The following is an 18,791-nucleotide window of genomic DNA, read 5'->3' on the forward strand; positions in this document are numbered from 1 at the left end:
TTTGAATTGGACCACTTTTATTTGTTGGTATAAAGATATAACTGCAAATTCGGAGAGATTAAATGAAGAAGATAATTATTCTGTTCTTATTGCTTACTTTATTTATTTTATCAGCGTGTAGTAATGATAAAAATGAAGTTAAGGATAGCCCATTATATAACGGCAAGAAATTAACAATCGGTGTGGTTGGTAAGTTTCCGAAAGTTCGTGAACAAAATATCGTTTTTAAAAATATTAAATTAGAGGATTTAAGTCAAGAAAACCTAGCCTCAAAATATAATGCAGTTTTTATTATAAAGGAGCATTTATCTGAAGCTGCTAAAGCTCCTTATGCAAAAATTTATAAAAATTCTGGCATTCCATCTTTCTTTATTGAGTCTAAAAAATCTTTTGTCCCCTTCATTGATGAAGAAACGGATTATGAAGAGTTCCCTGATTCAAAATCAGGAGATTATGCATCGGGATATTACCAATCTGGTAAGGAGGGAACATCTTGGGGATTCGGTCTTTATAATAATACAGTTAACGAAGCAAACATTAAGGATGTTTTCTCAAGAATTTTTAAAACCATTGAAGGCATTGATAATCAAAAGTAAATCTAAAAAGAAAACACTTGGATAAGCCTAACGACTTCCGTTTTGGGAGGGAAATTTCTTTATTAACTTAAATAAACAACCTAAATAGCATCAAAATTATTATAAAATGCATCAAAAAACAGCATCGGAATAGCCGATGCTGTTTTTTGGTGGAATGATAATTATCAGGGAAAGCTAACAAAAATAAATTTGGAGGAACTTCATGAAAAGATTTCTTTCGGTATTGGTATTAACGATTATTTTTACAGCGGGGCTAGGTTTCAGATGTGAAGCGGAAACTCATTATACTCCTCCGATGAAATCAAGAGAAGAATTGTATCAGGATATTTTCATATCATTACTTAGTCCCCAAATAGAAAAGGTTATAAATAATTACTATAAAAACGTTTTAACATCACCTCCTATTGTTTATCCTTATGATGTCTATATTGAGAAAGTGGAACGCATTGGGGAGTATCGAAGTTTTGAATTTACTGTCATAATAAAAGTCCATCCTATTGTAGGACCTCATATAGATGTTGGACTAGACAGGGTAACTTTTTATATCGATGGGAGTGGAAACGTGAAGGTCCGAAAATTTGAACACTTAAAGGACTATGAATTACCTGAACACTACAAACACATATTAAAACACTAAACCAAGGAACATTATCTCATTATAAATACAATAAATTAGTAATCAATTTAGCATATCACTTTCATGTAAGACAATAATTATTGTTCGCTTGGTAAATAACGTGCTAATTAAATTAAAAAAAATATTAAATTGATACTTTTAAGCCAGTTGTTAAATACAACTGGTTCTTTTTTGGGAAAAATTATAAAATGAGAATATAGTCGAATTGAGTCGTATGCTAAAAGGAGGATGTTTATGGGGGAAGCAGTAGCGGCAGTAGATACTTCTGAATCACTTTTTGCACCGAAAGAATTAGAAAGCTTGGTAAGAAGCATAGGAAAAGATGCCTTTTTATTCTTACTTGAGGAAAAATATGAAATAAAAGAGGAATTATCAAAAACAATTAGTGATTTAGCACTAATAATAGAAAATCATAAAAACAGAGATGAAATGATAGGTATTTTAGTAGAAGTAAAAGAATGTTGTTCTTCCGTACATGAAGAAACTTTTTTAGAATTCTGTGAAAAATACGGTATTACCGGAATAGTCTTTAATGAATCTCTTAAAATATCTGCACTGCGGTGTTATTTGCAACAACCTGAACACTTTGCAACGATTAAGATGTTTTCTGCCATAAATAAAGAAAAACAGTTTGATGTTTATGGGGGCAAAACAACGGATGAAGAAGTGAATTTAAAAAAAGAACATAGAACTGAAATCAAATCAGTATTAGAAGATTTGATAGAAAAGGGAAGAAAATGCATCATTAGTACCACTCAAATTCAAAACGAAATTATTATGTCGGCGCACTTTGAATCAAGAAAAAAAACATTTACAACTATCTCTAGTGGTGAAAAGATTGAAACTGTCACAATTACTCCAACTGTAAAAGCGGTTGCAAAATACAATATTAAGGAAAACCGGCTAAGGGTAAAAGGCGGTCCCTCGTCCAAATTAAAGGACAGCATTATTCAAACCTTTGGAAAAGTATTTTTTGGCGATAATAGCCATTTTACAGGTGAAAATTACGAGATATATAAATTAGACAAAGTGAAAAAAGATGATTTTTCTTTAACGCTTGATGAAGAACTCGAAGAAGAAGTTATCTCAGCAGTAATTAAAGAAGAAATACTAATCGTACCAATTGAGGATGATACAATCAGATTAACCGTTGCAGGGAAAGATGTTGAAAAGGCTTTAGAATTTCTATCCAATGATAAAATTAATCTTAAAACTCAACAAAGAGAGCAAGTAAAAATCGAAATTACATTAAAACAGCCGAATGATAAAACAAAAAAAATCGCAGTAACGATATCAAATAACAGTAAAATTAATTTTAATCCGCAATACTCTGGAATTGTTCATAAATGTTTAACAAAGTGGGGAATAGAGCTTGGAACTGAGTGAAAAGTCATTTATTGATGAAATGTTATCAATATTAAACGAGAACATTTTTACTAGTTTATCTTCTTTTGAATATCAAAATATAAAAAATGAGCATAAAGAAAAATGGCTTTTGAAAAAAGAGGTAAATTCTAAGATTTGTAAAATTTGTTTTGGGAAAAGGTGTCATATCGAATTTGACACGCATGATACATTTCTCCCTTGCCCCGAAGGTGAAGCAGAAATTATTAAAATTCATAAAGATGACCGTTATAACTATTATTTTGATTTAAATAAACTTTTTAAAGAAATTCAAAAAAACATTGATATAAAAGGTGATATAGGACAATTCAAACATTTTCACATTCTTGGCGAAACAGAGTATAAGAAAACTAATTGGAAAGTTGTATTTACGTTCGGTAAACATTTGGAGAGGTCCATTGGGGATTTGATTGAATTCCAACTTCGGTATGGAACCACTTTTACATTGTTATTCCTGGACAAGCTCCCTCGTTATAACGAATTCATGCTTTCCATATTTAAAAATTTAGGAATACATTTGTACGATTGGAAAGACTGCAAAAAATCGGTAATAGAAAATATTTATCAGACCAAGAGAGCTGAAATAGAGGTCAGAAAAGAAATTGAGGCATTACCGATAAAGGATGCTAAGCAAAAATTATTGGCTACATTAGAAAAAGCAGCTACTAGCGGAGATGGAGACTGGTTTGAGGATGAAGCATATAAGAATTTCAAAAAAATCTCACCTCACACCGTTCCATTTGGGGCTCAATATAAAGGATTTTCAATTCCTGATGGAATGATATTTGGCGGAAATACCTATCCTTTTCCGATTGTCTTTTATGATTGCAAATCATCCAAGACGGATGATTATGCTACAAAGCCTGGTGTTGCCATGCAAGTGAATTACTACATGGATTTTCTAAATCATTTTTATAACCAGCCTCAAAAATATGATAACTACGGATTTATCATATTCGCAGAAAAATTTGATGCTGCCATTCAAAAAAGTATAAATGGTTCCCCGCAATGGAAACTAGTTCAAGAAAAATGTCATTTATTTTATGTTGACCGGAAGTGCTTAGATAAAATTGAACAAATAACTGGGCGATTTGGAGAAAATGGGCGTTTTAACAATGTTACTATTTTTGATATTTGTTTTGGGGAAAAACTCACCGTATTTGAGGATTATCAAACACAGCAATATTATGAAAAACTGTTTCCTACATCAACATTCAATAATTTCCGTTACCTTAAACCTGAACAGTTTGAAATAGCTATCATTGCAGCCATTATTAATGATTTCTATAAAAATAATATTGTAGATGGGACAAGGGATGATTTGAAGGAAGCATTAAGAAAGGCTAAACATGACAATATGAGGCGTGGTATTAAAAGACCGATTTTATTCCCTTTTTTAGATGAGTTCATAAAAAGTGCAAAGGAAGACAGGGAATTGGCTTCTTTCCATCCTTTGGCAACATTATTGATTGTTAACCGAACTGATAGTCATTTAATTGAGGTTTTAGGAGAAGATGTTGTAGATGAGATTGCAGATAAAGCTGAACAGAAGATAACAATTCTATTGGAATCAATTAAAGTTAAATGATTTCTTCATTTTATTTAACTACAATTTATTAAAATGGGCTTGGTTTCCAGGCTCATTTTAAATTTTCTTTTGTGACTTTTACTAAAATACTATGCACCAGGGCATTATTCATATTTCCTTTCAATATTTCTCTCCTCGTAAACACCAATAGTACAACAAAAGGATGGTTCAAATAATCAAAGATGAGGGAATTTCCTAAATATTTAAAAGGGGAATGCTACGGCAAACCCTTTTCTTGTTCAACACGTAGAATTAGTTGAAGTTTGATAATGAGCTGAAAGGTGATAATTGGAAATGTACAGATTTCCAGAAGAACAAGATTTAATTTCATTATTTGAAAGTGAACCCAAATTGTTAGATAGCACTTCAAGTGATTTTTTTAATGTAGCAACATATCAATTTTCTAATGGAGAAGAAGACTTCATTGTTACATTTTCCCGTCTGACGGTGAAGTAAACATACAATAACACTTAAAATTACAACTGAATTAATACCATTAATTGATTTAAAAAGAGTTGCATATGTACTATTAAGGGTTCTAAATGATGATTTCTTACAAACCATTGGAATCGCTTTTAAGCCCATATTCAAATTTATTTTTAAAAAACACCTCTTAAAGTAAGTGAAAAGTTTCATATTCTTTTCTTCATCTAAAATATAAGAATTGTGAAGTAAAAGAAAAATTTTATTTTTTGGGGAAGATTAATTAAAAATTTAAATTAAATCTCTAAATAAATATAAAAAAGGGAAAATTTAAAATGAAGAAAGAAGAACGAAAAAAAAGATTAAAGGAATTATTAAACCTTCAAAAGCAAAAAGAAATGCTGAATAATAGACTCCAAGAGGAAAAGATTGTAAGGGAAGCATTTGAAGAAACCTTTGGGAACGAATTAGAATATGAAATATTGAGTAGTGACGAGACGGAATTAATAATAAAAGATTTTACCGACAATTTTCCAATAGCTTTTTGGAACAGAATTAATTGGGCTGAAAAATCAGTAAACCAACTAGCAATCAATGAAGTGGAGATTAACAGTATTCCTTTTATCCTTAACAGGAAAGGTTTTGATACTTCTAGTTCTATTTATATTTTTTGGGGAACAGGTAATTTTCCAGGTGTCAGAACTACATTAACATCTGGGTTATTACAGAAATATGATGAAATCCTTTGGGTAGGTAGCGATATGTATTATTATTGCCCTGTTCAAAAATATATTATTGAGTTTTTCCACGATGACAGCATTAACATTGGTTGGGTTCCCTAATTATAAGATTATTGAAAATTGGCTTAATAATGTAGGGTCTGCCTTGGAATTTCTTTTATCGGTCCACAAACGGAGAATATTAATTGGATAAAGAATGGAAAATGTTTAATGAACTTGACTAAGAAGGTGAAATATGGACCTAGAAGGGATTATTAATAATTGCATTGAATCTTCAATAAATTATGGAGTTTCAGCGTATGAAATTGTTGTTAATTCAAAAAAAATAAATAAGCTATATGATAGACAATACAAGAATTTCAAAATCCTTAAGAATCATCCAAAGGGTACAGAATCCTTATACCGTTTAATAGAACATCACCACATGTATGTAAGATATACCTCTGCAATACATTTACTTTCGGTCAATGAAAAAAAGGCGAAAGAAGTTATTTTGGAAGTTGCAACGTTATCAAAAGATTTAGAGTTGGACTCATTTTATCTTTTACAAGAGTGGGAAAATGGTAATTTAAAGGATTATTATAATTAAATCGCCCTTATGTTCTTGTTTTGCTTAACGAGGGCTTAGTTGAGTAATAAATAAATAATGAGAAACAGATTATATTTACTTAAACAACCTGGAGAGGGGATTTCTCCAGGCTGTTTGGAGAATTTATTTTTGCTTATGATGCCATTTTTGAATGTGACCACGTTCAAAGTGATGCTCAAAATGAGTAGCCCTTCCTCCTCCAAAGCCAATCAAAACTCCGAGGGCAAAGATGCATACAGAATAGATTATACGGCGTTTTCTTTTTTGATAGAAATTGATAAATTCAACTTTTAATTCCTCTTTAATTTCATTTTTCAGAGTTTGGCTATTTTCTTGCAGTTGTTCTTGAGGTTCATCTGACATCTACCTCACCTCCTTTATTCCAAATATATGGAGACGAGAACTTTTCATTTCTTAACGAATTGTTAAATTTGTTGAATATTTTAATGAATTTTAGATGCACTAGAATTTGCATAGGACTTATTGGTGAAAGTGTAAACCATTAAGCGGCTGCTCTTATTTCATATGCTTACAGGTAAGGTTAGCTAAATAACAAATATAGGGAATTTATTCGCATTTTATCCACAGACACAATCGGAATAGGTATTTTATTATTAGAATAAAAAGTTATTGGAAGTGTTAAAAATGGAAAAAATTCCTGTTATTTTTCAAGGAAAAGATTATATAATGATTTTTCAATACGCATCTGGTTATTGTGAAATTATCGAAGAAGGGGAACCCAATTATAAAGTTAAATTGGTGCATTTTTCAGAATTGAAGCTAAAAGGAGTATGACCGTCGAGTGGTGGTCCTTTTTTTATTATTGCACTAAAGGATAGGTTAATTAAATCAGAATCGACTTTAATAATAGAAAATAAATTATAATTAAGAGAAGTTTTGATTGTAGGTGAAGGTTTCTAATGTTTGATGGTGTAGGTGAAATGTTAATAGCCTATTCAGACTTGTTTCTTGTTCGCTGTCCTAGGTGTAGCAGTTGCGCTAGAATTTTTACTCCTAATAACGCAAAAGGTAAAGATGAGCCTAGATATTTGGGACATGAATCGAAGCGGTTGTTATGTGTTAAATGTGGGTACACCAAAGAGATTTATCCTAAAAGAAAATGGGATAATCTTTGGGCTTTTAGACTCGAATTATTTGATGAGAAACAGGGAGTAGATTGGTATTTTGGTTTGCCCTTATATCTTCAAACTCAATGTTGTGGGCATAAACTATGGTTCTTTAATTATGAACATCTATTCGATATAGAAAATTACATTAAAGAAAGTTTGAGACCTTCTGGCTTATATTATTTAAGTGCTAAAAGTAGATTACCAAAATGGATAAAACTTTCGAAAAACAGGTATGAAGTCCTTAGAGCAATAAAAAAATTAAAATTACTTTAATCAAGATTTCTTCAAATTAGCATTTATTTTTGCACTTTAGGTGTTTTTCTTAAGAAATGGCTGTTATTTTTTTTATGGAAAATTATTATGTTAAGGGGATAAGTACGAATTTTAATCAAGATACGGTGATTATAGATGTATGAATTTAAACATGAGATAGAAAAGAAAGAAAAGAGGTTTAAGCTGTATTTAATTCTTTATTTTATTTCTTCGCTAATAAATGTAATTTTTGACTTTACTGACCTTTGTACAGGGAAAATTTCTATTCCACGCTTTATTTTTAATATATTGTTTTATGTTTTTATTCTTTATTTTAGTCTAAAAAGAAAGCAATGGGCTATGTGGTTAGTTAGGTTGGTAGTTTTGTTAAATATATTGTTACTGGTACTTATTTTAATAAGTACGATAAAGTCATTTCTTATATAGGTTAATAAACCGAAGGGTACATTTATTTAAAAGGGTAAAATAAAAGGACGTGTTTAAAAATATGATACAAAAATTAAATGATAAAGAATATAGGAAAGTATGGGGGAGATTTGACAAAGAGTTTAAGTTTAAACCTAGTATGACAAAATTTCCTTCATTTGAGGTGCCATCACCCTTTATCACTTACGATATATCCCATGTGGACCTTATTGATGTAGAAATGTCCGATGAAGATTATGAAAAAATTGTATTAGACATAATTAACACTGCCAAAAAGAATGAAAATGTGTATTTACTTGATTGGCAACATGAGTGTTTTAAGTCGAATCAACTAGAACTCAAAGATTTTTCTTTGTTTCTTTTTCCTGACGGAGATTATACTTTTATTGTTAATGAAAATTTTACTTGGGGTTATTTAGGTCACCCTTGGGAGGAAACTATTACGGTTTTTGGTGATTTGCTAACTGAAATATTAAAGTGTAAACCTTATATTTTTACTAAAATATTAAGACAAGGCTAACAGTTCTACTTCAACAAAGGGGTGCTTTCCCTTAAAATGAGATGGCTGCTAATAATAAGGCAGCCTTTTCTTATTAATAAAGGGGCATGTATAAGAAGGACTTTGCATAAGTTTACTAATCTTACAAGTAACATAGTGCTATTATATGGTAAAATTTATTGGAAATATTTGAAGAATCGATACCGAATTAATAAAGGGGATTGCAAATGCCTATAAAAGAAACAATAACCTACAATTCTCCCGTAACTGAATTTCTGCCAATAATAACAGTCGTTTTGGCTGTTGGATTAATAAGTTATTTCATATTCCGTTTTACTAGTAAAATTCGAAGATAGGGCATTTCTAAATCGCTGGGAATAGAAACAAGTTTTTTAGCGTACTTTCGTTGAGCGGTTGGATGGCAGTCGGAAAAAAACATGTATAGCGATTTAAGCATTTTTTAAGGGGATATTAAAGTGACATTTAAGATAGATGTAGGATATAAAAAAATTAAGTCTTTTAAACCAACAGATGAAGATGAAGTATTCGAATTGTACAATACCTCTATCAACTTTATACATAATAGTAAATCGTTTTTTGAGAAATTTTCGCCGATTACAAAAGACAGTGAAATGGCAAAGTATATTGTTCATAGTGAATGGGAAAGTAATGCGTTTACCTATCCTCATAAACATGCTAATTTTCCTTTATTTAATATCGTAATGGATATAAATTTTGGATTAAAACAAATTAAACTTCACGAAATGATTATTATGACTCACGATGCATATCAAACTGAATTTGTATTTTATAGAGATGAAGAGGGAATCCATATATTTTTCCATCTTAAATATGAAGGATTATGGTATGACGGAAATAAAATAATTTTTTCAAGACAAGTTCCTGAAAAATCTAGTTTTGTGGTTAATACAAATGAATTTATTAAAACTTTGGACGATTTTATTAATCAACTACAAGATTATTTATCGATAAGCCATCCAGAAATACTTAAAGACTTTTTAATTAAAAGAAGTTTTGGATACGATAAGCGTTTTAATCAGTATGCAGAAAACAATACAAATAAAAATACTTTTGCTGAATAGGGGTTTAGTTAATAAGCTACGAGGTGCGATTGTTCAATAAGGGCAATCGCTTTCTTTGTTCTCTTACGAAAGGTTAATTCAAGAAAAAAGGTTTAATGAACGAAATAAAAAGAGGTGTGCAAATGCTTTTAAACGACTTTAAAAATGAGAATTTCCCTAATTTAGAACTTGGACCTCCTTTATTTTATAGCTGGGATATCGGTATAAGGTTTGAACTAGGGACAGATTGGAGAAAAGAATACGTTTATCCTAACAATCCTTATATACAGGGGTGTTATAAAAGGGTTATTGCTTTATTCGAAGAATTACATTCTCCATTGGATGATATTTTAATCATGATTGATGTAAATGATTTTGAAAAAGGCAAAAACATAAGAAGTAAATTGAAGAACTTTCCCCCTTATGTTGAGAAGCCATTATTGTATAAGTTAAACCATCAAAAGATGCCTTATATTTTTTCGGAAGATGATGAAGACGGAGCATATAAAACACACAGATTTACTCTAAAATGTAAAACATCTGATTTCAAATACATTCCTCTGTTAAAAGCAATTTGCAATCAGGATATGGGAATAAAACCAAGTATGTTTCATCGAGTGTATTTCATAAACATCAACAAGAAGACTATATTCCATGTATATGATGACAGGGGGTGCGATTTATTAGCAACCTCGCCCGAAACAATAAAAGATGTTTATCACAAATACAATGATTGGATATTGGATTACGACAGGCATGAAATAGATAAGGTGTTTAATAATGGTTTTCCATACTCAACTATCGAATGTTTTAAATGAATAAGAAAGCTAATTACGGAATAAAACAGTCATTTTTTCTTTTTCTTTGCATAGGGAACGTTCGTTCGTATATAATAAAACTGAGGTGAGAGCGATGGCGATACGTGACCGTGGAATAATGAAATGGCAAAGTGCATTCCAATTGCCAGAATTAGTGAAAACACAGCGTAATTTTTGGCGAGATACGAACCGGATAAGAAAGCCAATCATTGATGAGCATGAAGCCGAGGAGTTCGACTTGCGCATCATTTACTCCATGGAATACAACCATTTGGTAAAGCTGACGATATGGGATGACGGATTTACTCACGAAATGACCGGACGTGTTCATTATGTGGTTCCTATTACGCATGAGCTCCGTATTGAAGTAAAACCTGGCGAATTTATGCTAGTACCATTTGATAGTGTTATCGGAGTGAAGGTCATTTGATTAAGCAGAGCTAAGCGTCAGCCTTACGTGGGTTGGCGTTTTAATTTTTTCATATTATACAAAAAGAGGGAGGGATATTGGCTTAATTATTTTTTGCTAATAAAAGGAAAATAAACAAAAAGAAAATACCCAAAAGGCTGTTGATTGGATGAAAATAAAGTTGTTCGTAATCATATTCGTTGAGTTATTAATTACCATTGTTCCTGCCGCAAATGCTGCGATTCCTTTAAAAGTGTTTGTGAATGGGCAGCCAGTTTTCGGTGTCCCTACCATTGTCTAAATAATAGGCAACTTATGGATGTCAATTATGACAAGAAATATAACACGGATTGCTGCTGCCGAAGAGAGCCCTTTGTGACTTGCATTGGTTCCAATATCGTAATATTCTCCTGAAAATAATATATTTGGAATTTCTAGGTGTTTAAACATGGTAAAATAGTTGTATCTATCTTTTATTGTTTAGGGGGTACAAAATGCGAAATTTAACCAAAATTATTAGTTTTACCATCGCCATTACGTTATTATTAAACTTTTTACCGCCCAAATTATTTCATAATAACTTTGAAAATATGAAAGTAGCAAAAGCTGACGGTCTTTTAACAAGGGATGAAGCAAAAAAATATGAAGGCATGATTGCAGCGGGACAAATAACTACAATTGGATTAAAAAGTGATGGGACTGTCATGGCTATAGGTGGTGATTATCAGGGGAGAACAGATGTTGGTGACTGGAGTAATATTACTCAGGTTGCTGCGTATCATCAAACGGTTGGCTTAAAAAAGGATGGGACCGTCGTAGCTGTTGGATTGAATACCTACGGTCAAACGAATGTGAGTGACTGGGAGGATATAATAGCTGTATCCGCCGGTTTGTATCATACGGTTGGCTTAAAAAAGGATGGGACTGTTGTTGCAGTGGGACAAGGGAGATTTGGGGAAACCAATCTTTATGGATGGAAGGATATTGTACAGATATCCGCAAGTGCCAGTACAACATTAGGACTCAAAAGTGATGGGACTGTCGTTCAAGCTGGACGATGGGATTATGGACAAAACAAAGTTAATGATTGGACGGATATCGTGCAAGTTGCTTCAGGTTCCGCTTTTTCTGCTGGTTTAAAAAGTGATGGGACGGTTGTCATTGCGGGCAAGTTAGATAATAGTGATAGCGTTAGTTCTTGGAACAATATCGTTTCTATATCTGCTGGTGATGGACATTTAGTTGGATTAAAAAGCGACGGGACCGTAGTGGCGGCAGGAAATGATGATTATGGGCAAACGGATGTTAGTTCCTTTAAAGATATCATTGCCGTTTCCGGAAGCTCCGAATCAACTGTATTGTTAAAAAGAGATGGGACAGTAGTAGCTAGCGGTAGGAACAGGTACGGAGAATTGAATGTAGGGAGTTTTGGACATTTAATTGACATTGAAAAGCCTAGCCTTTATGGAATCACAGATAGAACGATTGGTCTCGGTTCAACATTTGATGTGAAAAATGGTGTCACAGCAGAAGATAATGTTGATGGTAATTTAACCTCCGATATTGTCATCACAGGAGAGGTAGACACTTCGAAAACGGGAATCTATCCCTTAACATATACTGTTTCTGATAAGGCTGGCAATACAGCGACAATAAGTAGGACCATTACAATAGTGGTGGATGATGTCAAACCTATACTTACTGGGGTAAGCGATAAAACGATTCCTTACGGAAAGAGCGTGGATGATTTTCTTACTTATCATATTTTTGACGGTTTATCGGCTTGGGATAACATTGATGGCGATATAACCACTAAAATTAGCGGAATGTATTCTGGAGATATTACAAGACCTGGAACCCACGTAATAACGTATACCGTTTCGGATGTTGTGGGAAATACCACGTCAGCAACAAGTCATTTAACTATCGTTGACGCTATAAAACCTGTGATAACAGGCGCAACTAATAAAACGATAAATATTAACTCTTCCTTCGATTCAAGATATAAGGTTTCTGCGACGGATAATGCCGAGGGTAATTTGACTAAAGCCATAAAAATCACAGGAAGTGTAAATACAAAGAAAAAAGGTGTCTATACCCTAACCTACTCGGTGGCGGATAGTTCAGGTAATAAAACGGCGGTTGTAAGGAAAATAACGGTCATAGATAATGTTAAACCGGTTATTTCAGGAACAGGTAATAAAACGATTAAATTAAATTCGTCTTTTAATCCTAAAACAGGTGTAACCGCTAAGGATAACTCGGACGGGAGTTTAACAAATAAAATAAAAATTACAGGAAGTGTAAATACAAAGAAAAAAGGTGTTTATACCCTAACTTACTCAGTAGTGGATGGTTCAGGTAATAAAACAGTGGTCGTAAGGAAAATAACGGTAGATAATGTTAAACCCGTTATTAAGGGAGCCGCCAATAAAACGATTAAATTAAAAACACATTTTAATCCTAAAACGGGTGTAACCGCAAAGGATAACCTAGACGGAAATGTAACAAGTAAAATAAAAATCACAGGAACGGTTAATATAAAGAAAAAAGGCGTATATAAGTTGTACTACACTGTGTCAGATTCATCAGGCAATAAAACGGTGGTAACGCGAAAAATAACCGTTAAATGATATGATTAAAAGAAAAGGTCTGGTATATTTCGAACATCATTCGAAAAAGCTAGACCTTTTCAATTATACTATTTTGTAACTTATTAAAAAGAAAATCTTGAACTAACTGACAAGGTACAAGTTTAATATTGCTTTTGTTGTTTGCGATTTCTTACCGCTTATAAAGAGTATAAGGAGTCAATAAAATGTTTATAAGAACATATATTCAAGCCAAGACGAGAACAGAAGCAGCAAACCATTTAAAAAATTTATTAGTTTTGGCAGAAGCATTAAATCTAAAATTGACAATAACAAATTTTGAACCGTACTGGAAATTTGATGATAGCTTTCAAATTGAAATTAGCGGGACAAATCCAACAGATGAACAATTAAGTAAGTTTCTAGAAGGTATTGCATCAATATGGAGTAGGTTTCCAGACAGCTATTTAGCAACTAAAGAACTCGAAGGCTGTATCATATTTATTGAGAACATTGAGTTTATTGAAATATTCGAAGGCGATTTCTAATTTCAAAATTAAGTTGTGATATATTGTACTAAAGCGGGATGCGTTTCTGTAAAAAGGAACGCTTTTTAATTTTCACATGGTTATTTTAATATCTATGTTAAAAATGCAGTATCTAGCAAATAAAATATTTTTACAATTATTAATGGGTGAGTTGGTGTAATAGTATGTATGATTTGATACATTGAAATAAATTAAAAGAGTTTTTAAATGAAATTGTTACTCCCTATCTTTCCCCGTTAGGTTTAAAATGGCGGGGGGACTATTATTGGAGTGGTGAAAATAATAAGTCCATTCGAAAAGTATTTAGTTATACCCACTCAAAGGAGGTATAGGAATCTTTTCATATGGGTTTTGTCTAGATTTCATTCCTCTTCCTTCTGGAAGTAAACTTAAATACTTCCGGACAGACAAGAGTGCAAGAGAACATATATATTTTTTTTGGAAAGATTCGATTTCACAGTGGACAAAAGATAATGTCAAGGATTTTATCACCAAAGCAATAAAGAACGAAATCAAATGTATCGAAGCTTGGTTTAGCAAAGTCAACTCACTTGAAGATATCCGAAAAATAGCAATTAAAAAAACAAAGGGAAATGATGTTTATTTTCGTTACCCTAGTCCGCTATATGTTCTAGCTTTTATTGAAGCAAAATTAGGTAATGTAGATAAGGGATTAGAATTGTTGGAAAAATACTTGTCTTGGTCACATGAAAAAGAGAATATCAAGGAGTTATTAATAAGTAAGCTAGTAAATATAAAATAATCTTGATTTAATTACTTTATTAATAAAATCGGAGGTGTATGTATTAAGGTGAAAACCTTTCTAGAATTATTCTTTGAAAAAAGGAAAAAAACTAAAAAAGAGGTATTATTATTAATAATCGTTTTAGTTTACTTAATCTTAATTAGGTATTTTAAAGGATTCGATACATTGTGGTTATCGATTGTAGTTGGGATTGCAATATGTATATTTGGAATTTTTATATACAAAGATAGGAAAAAAAGTAATCTATAATTGCTTCACCCTAATTTTCATATTCAACAACTGGTCTTATTATTTATTTGGGGGACAAAAATGAACAATATAAAAGCTAAACATTATATTAACGTTGAACATATAGCTGGTCCACAGAATGACTTTAGAATTAGTATTGATTTTGCTGGAAATCTAATTTTATTAACTGAAAAAGAAGTACAAAAAAAGTATTTACATAAGATATATCACATGGTGAATGGAAAAATAAATAAAATCGAACTTCCTTCGGTATCGGAAGCATTTGACTTTGCTCAACCTCTTGAAGAGAATTGGTTATTGGTTAGTGCAAGAACCGACGAGGAAGAGGGATATTTAAGGAATGCAACTTTATTTGATGTGCAAGGAAATATATTGAAAACCTTCACCTTTGATGATGCAATTCAAGATGTGCAAACGACAAAGAATTCTGAGATATGGGTAAGTTATTTCGATGAAAATATGGATTCAGGTTTAAGGTGTTTTGATAAAGACGGACTTCAAACATTTGATTACATCGATTTTGTAATACAAACGGGAAGAAAGATTCCTTTCATAGACGATTGTTATGCTTTAAATGTAACTTCAGAAAGCGCCAATATTTATTATTATTCTGACTTTCCGCTTGTAAAAATAAATAAGTCGGGCTATGAGATTTTTCGTAAGATTCCAATTAAAGGAAGTCATGCGTTTGCTATCCTTAATGATGTTGTTTTATTTAGTCATGGTTATGACGGTAGTGCAGTGGTGTACTTGTATTCTTTGAGGGATAAGAAAAGAAAAACTTTGCATACAGTTAATCAGAATGGAGAAGAACTGAAATATGATTATGCTGTTGGCAGAGGAAGCAAATTATTCTTAATAAAGGATAAGGATGTTTACTTAATAGATTTGGAAGTGTCCACTTAACGGTAATTTTGGCTTTTAAGAACAACAAATCCCTGTAAATAAAATGCTTTATAAATAGAATTAAAAAAGGTGTGTGCAATTTTAAGTAAGGGGTTCTCCTTTGGGAAAGAAAAGCAAAGATTAAACATCCAATTGACAGAACAAATAATAAAATTTTGGTCTGTCTTTTTTATTGTTATATCAAGGGGGGTATTGAAAGTGTAATTAGAACGGCAGAAAATTAACACATAAAAACTTTGGTTGATTTTTAATTATATTGAATGGGATTTTTGTTCCTTTACTTAATACTTCAGAAATAGAAAAGTTTTTAGAAGGGTATTTTCCTTCTGTTTCTTAGTTGAACAAGCACCTCTTTTAATGCACTATGTGTTCGTATTTTTGTTAAGCATATTTATATTTTCGTCATTAATTTTAAATTGAAGCGTCAATAACACTACCAACCTTAATAAAAATATCTTTACATCTCACACCAAAAATGTTTTATTGCCTAGATACATTTGCGAAAATGCACATAAAATATTGAGTAAAAAAATATCGTCCGTTTTCCTTAACCATCCTTTTTATAGGATGGTTTTATATTAATTTTTAATTTGTTTAAAGTTGGAAAATCCTAATACATAAGTTTATAAATATTCCGCATACTACTTTAGATATCAATTTTTTAGAAAAGAGGTCTAAAATGACAGTAGGAAAAGATGTTCAAACCGCTTTAGCAAGTTTAAAAAGTGCTCAAGCCAGCTTTGAAACCTTTGCTTTAGCAACTGATAATCAAAATGCAAAGCAACTTTATCAACAGGCTGCCCAACAAACAAAAACAGTTCTTGATAGTCTTGAACCACGTCTTCAAGAAATTCAATCTGAAGAACCACAGTACAATCAACAATAAATTTGTTCTAATTACCAAGGACCGGCATAAATTTCTCAAAGGAGGTGTGACCCTCCTCCTTTGCCTTTGACTACTCAGTTAATTGAGTGGTTTTTTTATTTTTTTAAAGGTGAAAATACTTTATTTCAAATTACATTTAAGGGAATGGTTTTTATTTCCTCATTTTCCGTTAAGCCGCCATTTAGTTGAATAAGAAAAAGGCTTTACTCTATTTTTAAAGTAAAGCACTTCAGAATCGATTATTGAAATATGAAATAAATTAACCCAGAAATTACTAAAGAAATTATTCCTACGAAACCAGATATTAATGCTATTTTCGTTCTGGAATTTCTGTCTTCTGGGGTTTCTGAATAAAAATTTCCTCTTTGACGGTCTCCATCAACCCAAGCCCCGATAAAAACACCTGAAATAATAATACCTACTATCCCTACAATTAGAAAAAACTGAAACAATAAAATACCCCCTTTTTCACCGCCTTATCAATACATACGCATTAAGGGTATCTTTTTTACATATTAGTTTTCCTTTTTCAACTATTCTGCCCAATATATACTGTATGATTTTTGACCGTATCCATTGTAAATAATGAAAAAAAACAGCCACTTTTCTAACTTTGCTTACTAAATATATTCAGTAAGTAAATATAGTTTTCAACGTAAATGCTTATTTATGAATACATATAAACTAAGATAAAGGGTGCATCACATCAATGTTTTTTTGCTGATACTGTATATATCTGCCAGTTAGTGCAGCAAGCATAACTTCACAAATATACTGCCAAAACATACATTAATTTAATTTCAGAAACAGCAAATGAGGGTCTACCTGATTAACCAAGGCAATCATTTATGCCTCTTGTAAAAATTTACGTTTCAATCTGGAAAAAGTTTCCTAATTATTCAAGCAAAATCTGTGTCATCTCTTTCAAGCGGTCACAACAGGACGTTGCTGCATCCTTTATAAAATTATTGCTAAGTATGTACTTAAACTAAAGGTTACGTTTGTATAATAACAAAGAGAAATCTTTTTTCTTTTGGAACCTTAAAAAAATTCCCCTTAGTGGTTGCATTAAGGGGAATTTTTTTATTATCACTTATACAATGGAATTTCTTTTATAATGTTCACACCGTCTAATATAAGTAATGTGGAGTCAAAAGCTAATTTCTTAACCTCTTTAAGATTCGCGCCTTTTTTTATTTTATACTCTAAGTGAAAAGAGCCTTCCGTTCCTGGTTCAATACTACCAGTAGCACCACTGCCCATTGGAAGCATTTTGAAAAACTTGCTATCTTCAACCATTTCCATTTTAGATGCCAATTTCTTGTTTGGTCTAACTACCAACTCTATCCCATAATAATGCTGACCAGGATAATCAAATTCGCTTTTTAATGGTGTTGTACCTGAATTCTTTAATTTAATGTCGTAACGTAGAACATTTTCAGCCTTAATAATAGTAGTTTCGATATTAGATATGTTTATCAGTTCTGTTTTATCGAAACCAGTTAGGAAGAAGAATGTAAAAGTCGAGAATAGCAATAATAACCTTTTAATGAACTTCAACCCCCTTATATATTTATTTTCCCTTTTTAGTATTAACGTTACTGAATAGACTATTCAAATATTTGTTCCTTTCCTTAAAGAACTAAATATATATCAAGAAGCCTTTTATTATTTACTAAATGGCAAAAAAATTAATTGATACATATCATGCTTGTCTTTTAATTGCATATATTTAGTAAAAATAACATTTTTAAGTGTTGTTTATTTAGGAATATATCCAAGGAGTGGTATTCATAAGGAACTTAGAATTATTAGAAGATGTCGAATTTAGGAGTTTTATAGTTCAGGAATGTAATAATTATTACAGAAATGTTGAAAATTATAAGGAACTTGCAAAAACAAATTTTGTAAGAATTATTGCTTTATCTCAGTATGGAAAAGTGCATGAACTTTCTCTTTATGCTGCAATTAAGAGAGAATTCAAAGAAATAAAATTTTATGAGGAGGTTGTAAAGGAATATCCGATTATCCAGGAGTGGTCAATTCGGTACAGATTGAACCCAAAAACAATCATATTAGCAGTCCTTACTTCAATTTTGTATGAAGGCTGGATAATCCATAAGGTAAAATAATAACATTTAGGAGATTGGCATGTAGCTGGTCTCCTTTTTGTTTTGATTTGATACATTCTATAAAATTTATTTTCTATGATTCTGTATAAAATAATCATT

At 31.6% G+C, this 18,791-nt stretch carries 21 protein-coding genes; 18 read left to right on the forward strand and 3 right to left on the reverse strand.

Going from position 1 to position 18,791, the window contains the following annotated elements; all coding sequences use genetic code 11:
• Positions 1–62 precede the first annotated feature (62 nt).
• The 6 genes from E2K98_RS12680 to E2K98_RS12705 all read left to right on the forward strand — a co-directional run bounded on the left by E2K98_RS12680 (position 63) and on the right by E2K98_RS12705 (position 5,977).
• Complete coding sequence (locus E2K98_RS12680) at positions 63–596, forward strand: hypothetical protein (protein WP_133334565.1); 534 nt, start codon at positions 63–65, stop codon at positions 594–596.
• Positions 597–798: 202 nt separating this feature from the next.
• Positions 799–1,233, forward strand: a complete 435-nt coding sequence (locus tag E2K98_RS12685; RefSeq protein WP_133334566.1) for a DUF3888 domain-containing protein — start codon at positions 799–801, stop codon at positions 1,231–1,233.
• Positions 1,234–1,467: 234 nt separating this feature from the next.
• Positions 1,468–2,619 (forward strand): hypothetical protein, encoded by a 1,152-nt coding sequence (locus E2K98_RS12690; RefSeq protein WP_133334567.1) that lies wholly within the window; start codon positions 1,468–1,470, stop codon positions 2,617–2,619.
• Positions 2,606–4,225, forward strand: a complete 1,620-nt coding sequence (locus E2K98_RS12695; RefSeq protein ID WP_133334568.1) for a hypothetical protein — start codon at positions 2,606–2,608, stop codon at positions 4,223–4,225. The genes E2K98_RS12690 and E2K98_RS12695 overlap by 14 nt, the downstream gene beginning before the upstream one ends.
• Positions 4,226–4,983: 758 nt before the next feature.
• The gene (locus E2K98_RS12700; protein ID WP_133334569.1) at positions 4,984–5,490 is read left to right on the forward strand and encodes a CDI toxin immunity protein; all 507 of its coding nucleotides are present in this window, start codon (positions 4,984–4,986) and stop codon (positions 5,488–5,490) included.
• 133 nt (positions 5,491–5,623) lie between these two features.
• Positions 5,624–5,977, forward strand: coding sequence for a DUF2019 domain-containing protein (locus E2K98_RS12705; protein ID WP_133334570.1), 354 nt, complete (start codon positions 5,624–5,626; stop codon positions 5,975–5,977).
• 123 nt (positions 5,978–6,100) lie between these two features.
• Here E2K98_RS12705 and E2K98_RS12710 read toward each other — a convergent pair whose 3' ends face one another.
• On the reverse strand, positions 6,101–6,340 hold the full coding sequence (locus tag E2K98_RS12710) for a hypothetical protein (protein WP_133334571.1): 240 nt from the start codon (positions 6,338–6,340) through the stop codon (positions 6,101–6,103).
• 282 nt (positions 6,341–6,622) lie between these two features.
• Here E2K98_RS12710 and E2K98_RS30925 point away from each other — a divergent pair, with 282 nt between their 5' ends.
• The 11 genes from E2K98_RS30925 to E2K98_RS12755 all read left to right on the forward strand — a co-directional run bounded on the left by E2K98_RS30925 (position 6,623) and on the right by E2K98_RS12755 (position 16,560).
• On the forward strand, positions 6,623–6,772 hold the full coding sequence (locus E2K98_RS30925; RefSeq protein WP_165976252.1) for a hypothetical protein: 150 nt from the start codon (positions 6,623–6,625) through the stop codon (positions 6,770–6,772).
• Positions 6,773–6,897: 125 nt separating this feature from the next.
• Entirely contained in the window at positions 6,898–7,380 is a 483-nt protein-coding gene (locus tag E2K98_RS12715) for a hypothetical protein (protein WP_133334572.1), read from the forward strand.
• Positions 7,381–7,867: 487 nt separating this feature from the next.
• A complete protein-coding gene (locus E2K98_RS12720) occupies positions 7,868–8,326 on the forward strand; it encodes a DUF2716 domain-containing protein (protein ID WP_133334573.1) in 459 nt (152 codons plus the stop codon).
• A 455-nt stretch (positions 8,327–8,781) separates the two neighbouring features.
• Positions 8,782–9,408, forward strand: coding sequence for a hypothetical protein (locus E2K98_RS12725; protein ID WP_133334574.1), 627 nt, complete (start codon positions 8,782–8,784; stop codon positions 9,406–9,408).
• 122 nt (positions 9,409–9,530) lie between these two features.
• Positions 9,531–10,205: a DUF3885 domain-containing protein gene (locus E2K98_RS12730; RefSeq protein WP_133334575.1), complete on the forward strand. Its 675-nt coding sequence runs from the start codon at positions 9,531–9,533 to the stop codon at positions 10,203–10,205.
• A 94-nt stretch (positions 10,206–10,299) separates the two neighbouring features.
• The gene (locus E2K98_RS12735; RefSeq protein ID WP_133334576.1) at positions 10,300–10,635 is read left to right on the forward strand and encodes a YolD-like family protein; all 336 of its coding nucleotides are present in this window, start codon (positions 10,300–10,302) and stop codon (positions 10,633–10,635) included.
• A 148-nt stretch (positions 10,636–10,783) separates the two neighbouring features.
• Positions 10,784–10,915 (forward strand): hypothetical protein, encoded by a 132-nt coding sequence (locus tag E2K98_RS32035; RefSeq protein WP_268884081.1) that lies wholly within the window; start codon positions 10,784–10,786, stop codon positions 10,913–10,915.
• Between the two features lie 193 nt (positions 10,916–11,108).
• On the forward strand, positions 11,109–13,247 hold the full coding sequence (locus E2K98_RS12740; protein WP_133334577.1) for an immunoglobulin-like domain-containing protein: 2,139 nt from the start codon (positions 11,109–11,111) through the stop codon (positions 13,245–13,247).
• 185 nt (positions 13,248–13,432) lie between these two features.
• Positions 13,433–13,753 carry a hypothetical protein gene (locus E2K98_RS12745; protein ID WP_133334578.1) on the forward strand — a complete coding sequence of 107 codons (321 nt, stop codon included), beginning with the start codon at positions 13,433–13,435 and terminating at the stop codon, positions 13,751–13,753.
• Positions 13,754–14,828: 1,075 nt separating this feature from the next.
• Positions 14,829–15,674 (forward strand): hypothetical protein, encoded by an 846-nt coding sequence (locus E2K98_RS12750; protein WP_133334579.1) that lies wholly within the window; start codon positions 14,829–14,831, stop codon positions 15,672–15,674.
• Positions 15,675–16,353: 679 nt separating this feature from the next.
• Positions 16,354–16,560, forward strand: a complete 207-nt coding sequence (locus tag E2K98_RS12755) for a DUF1657 domain-containing protein (RefSeq protein ID WP_133334580.1) — start codon at positions 16,354–16,356, stop codon at positions 16,558–16,560.
• A gap of 239 nt (positions 16,561–16,799) precedes the next feature.
• On the opposite strand, the gene E2K98_RS12760 is transcribed toward E2K98_RS12755, so the two are convergent.
• Both E2K98_RS12760 and E2K98_RS12765 read right to left on the reverse strand, forming a co-directional pair.
• The gene (locus tag E2K98_RS12760) at positions 16,800–17,012 is read right to left on the reverse strand and encodes a DUF5316 family protein (protein WP_133334581.1); all 213 of its coding nucleotides are present in this window, start codon (positions 17,010–17,012) and stop codon (positions 16,800–16,802) included.
• A gap of 637 nt (positions 17,013–17,649) precedes the next feature.
• Positions 17,650–18,120, reverse strand: a complete 471-nt coding sequence (locus E2K98_RS12765) for a hypothetical protein (protein WP_133334582.1) — start codon at positions 18,118–18,120, stop codon at positions 17,650–17,652.
• A gap of 224 nt (positions 18,121–18,344) precedes the next feature.
• Between E2K98_RS12765 and E2K98_RS12770 the strand changes: the two genes are divergently transcribed.
• Complete coding sequence (locus E2K98_RS12770; RefSeq protein ID WP_133334584.1) at positions 18,345–18,692, forward strand: hypothetical protein; 348 nt, start codon at positions 18,345–18,347, stop codon at positions 18,690–18,692.
• Positions 18,693–18,791 lie beyond the last annotated feature (99 nt).

This window comes from Bacillus salipaludis, from assembly GCF_004358205.1.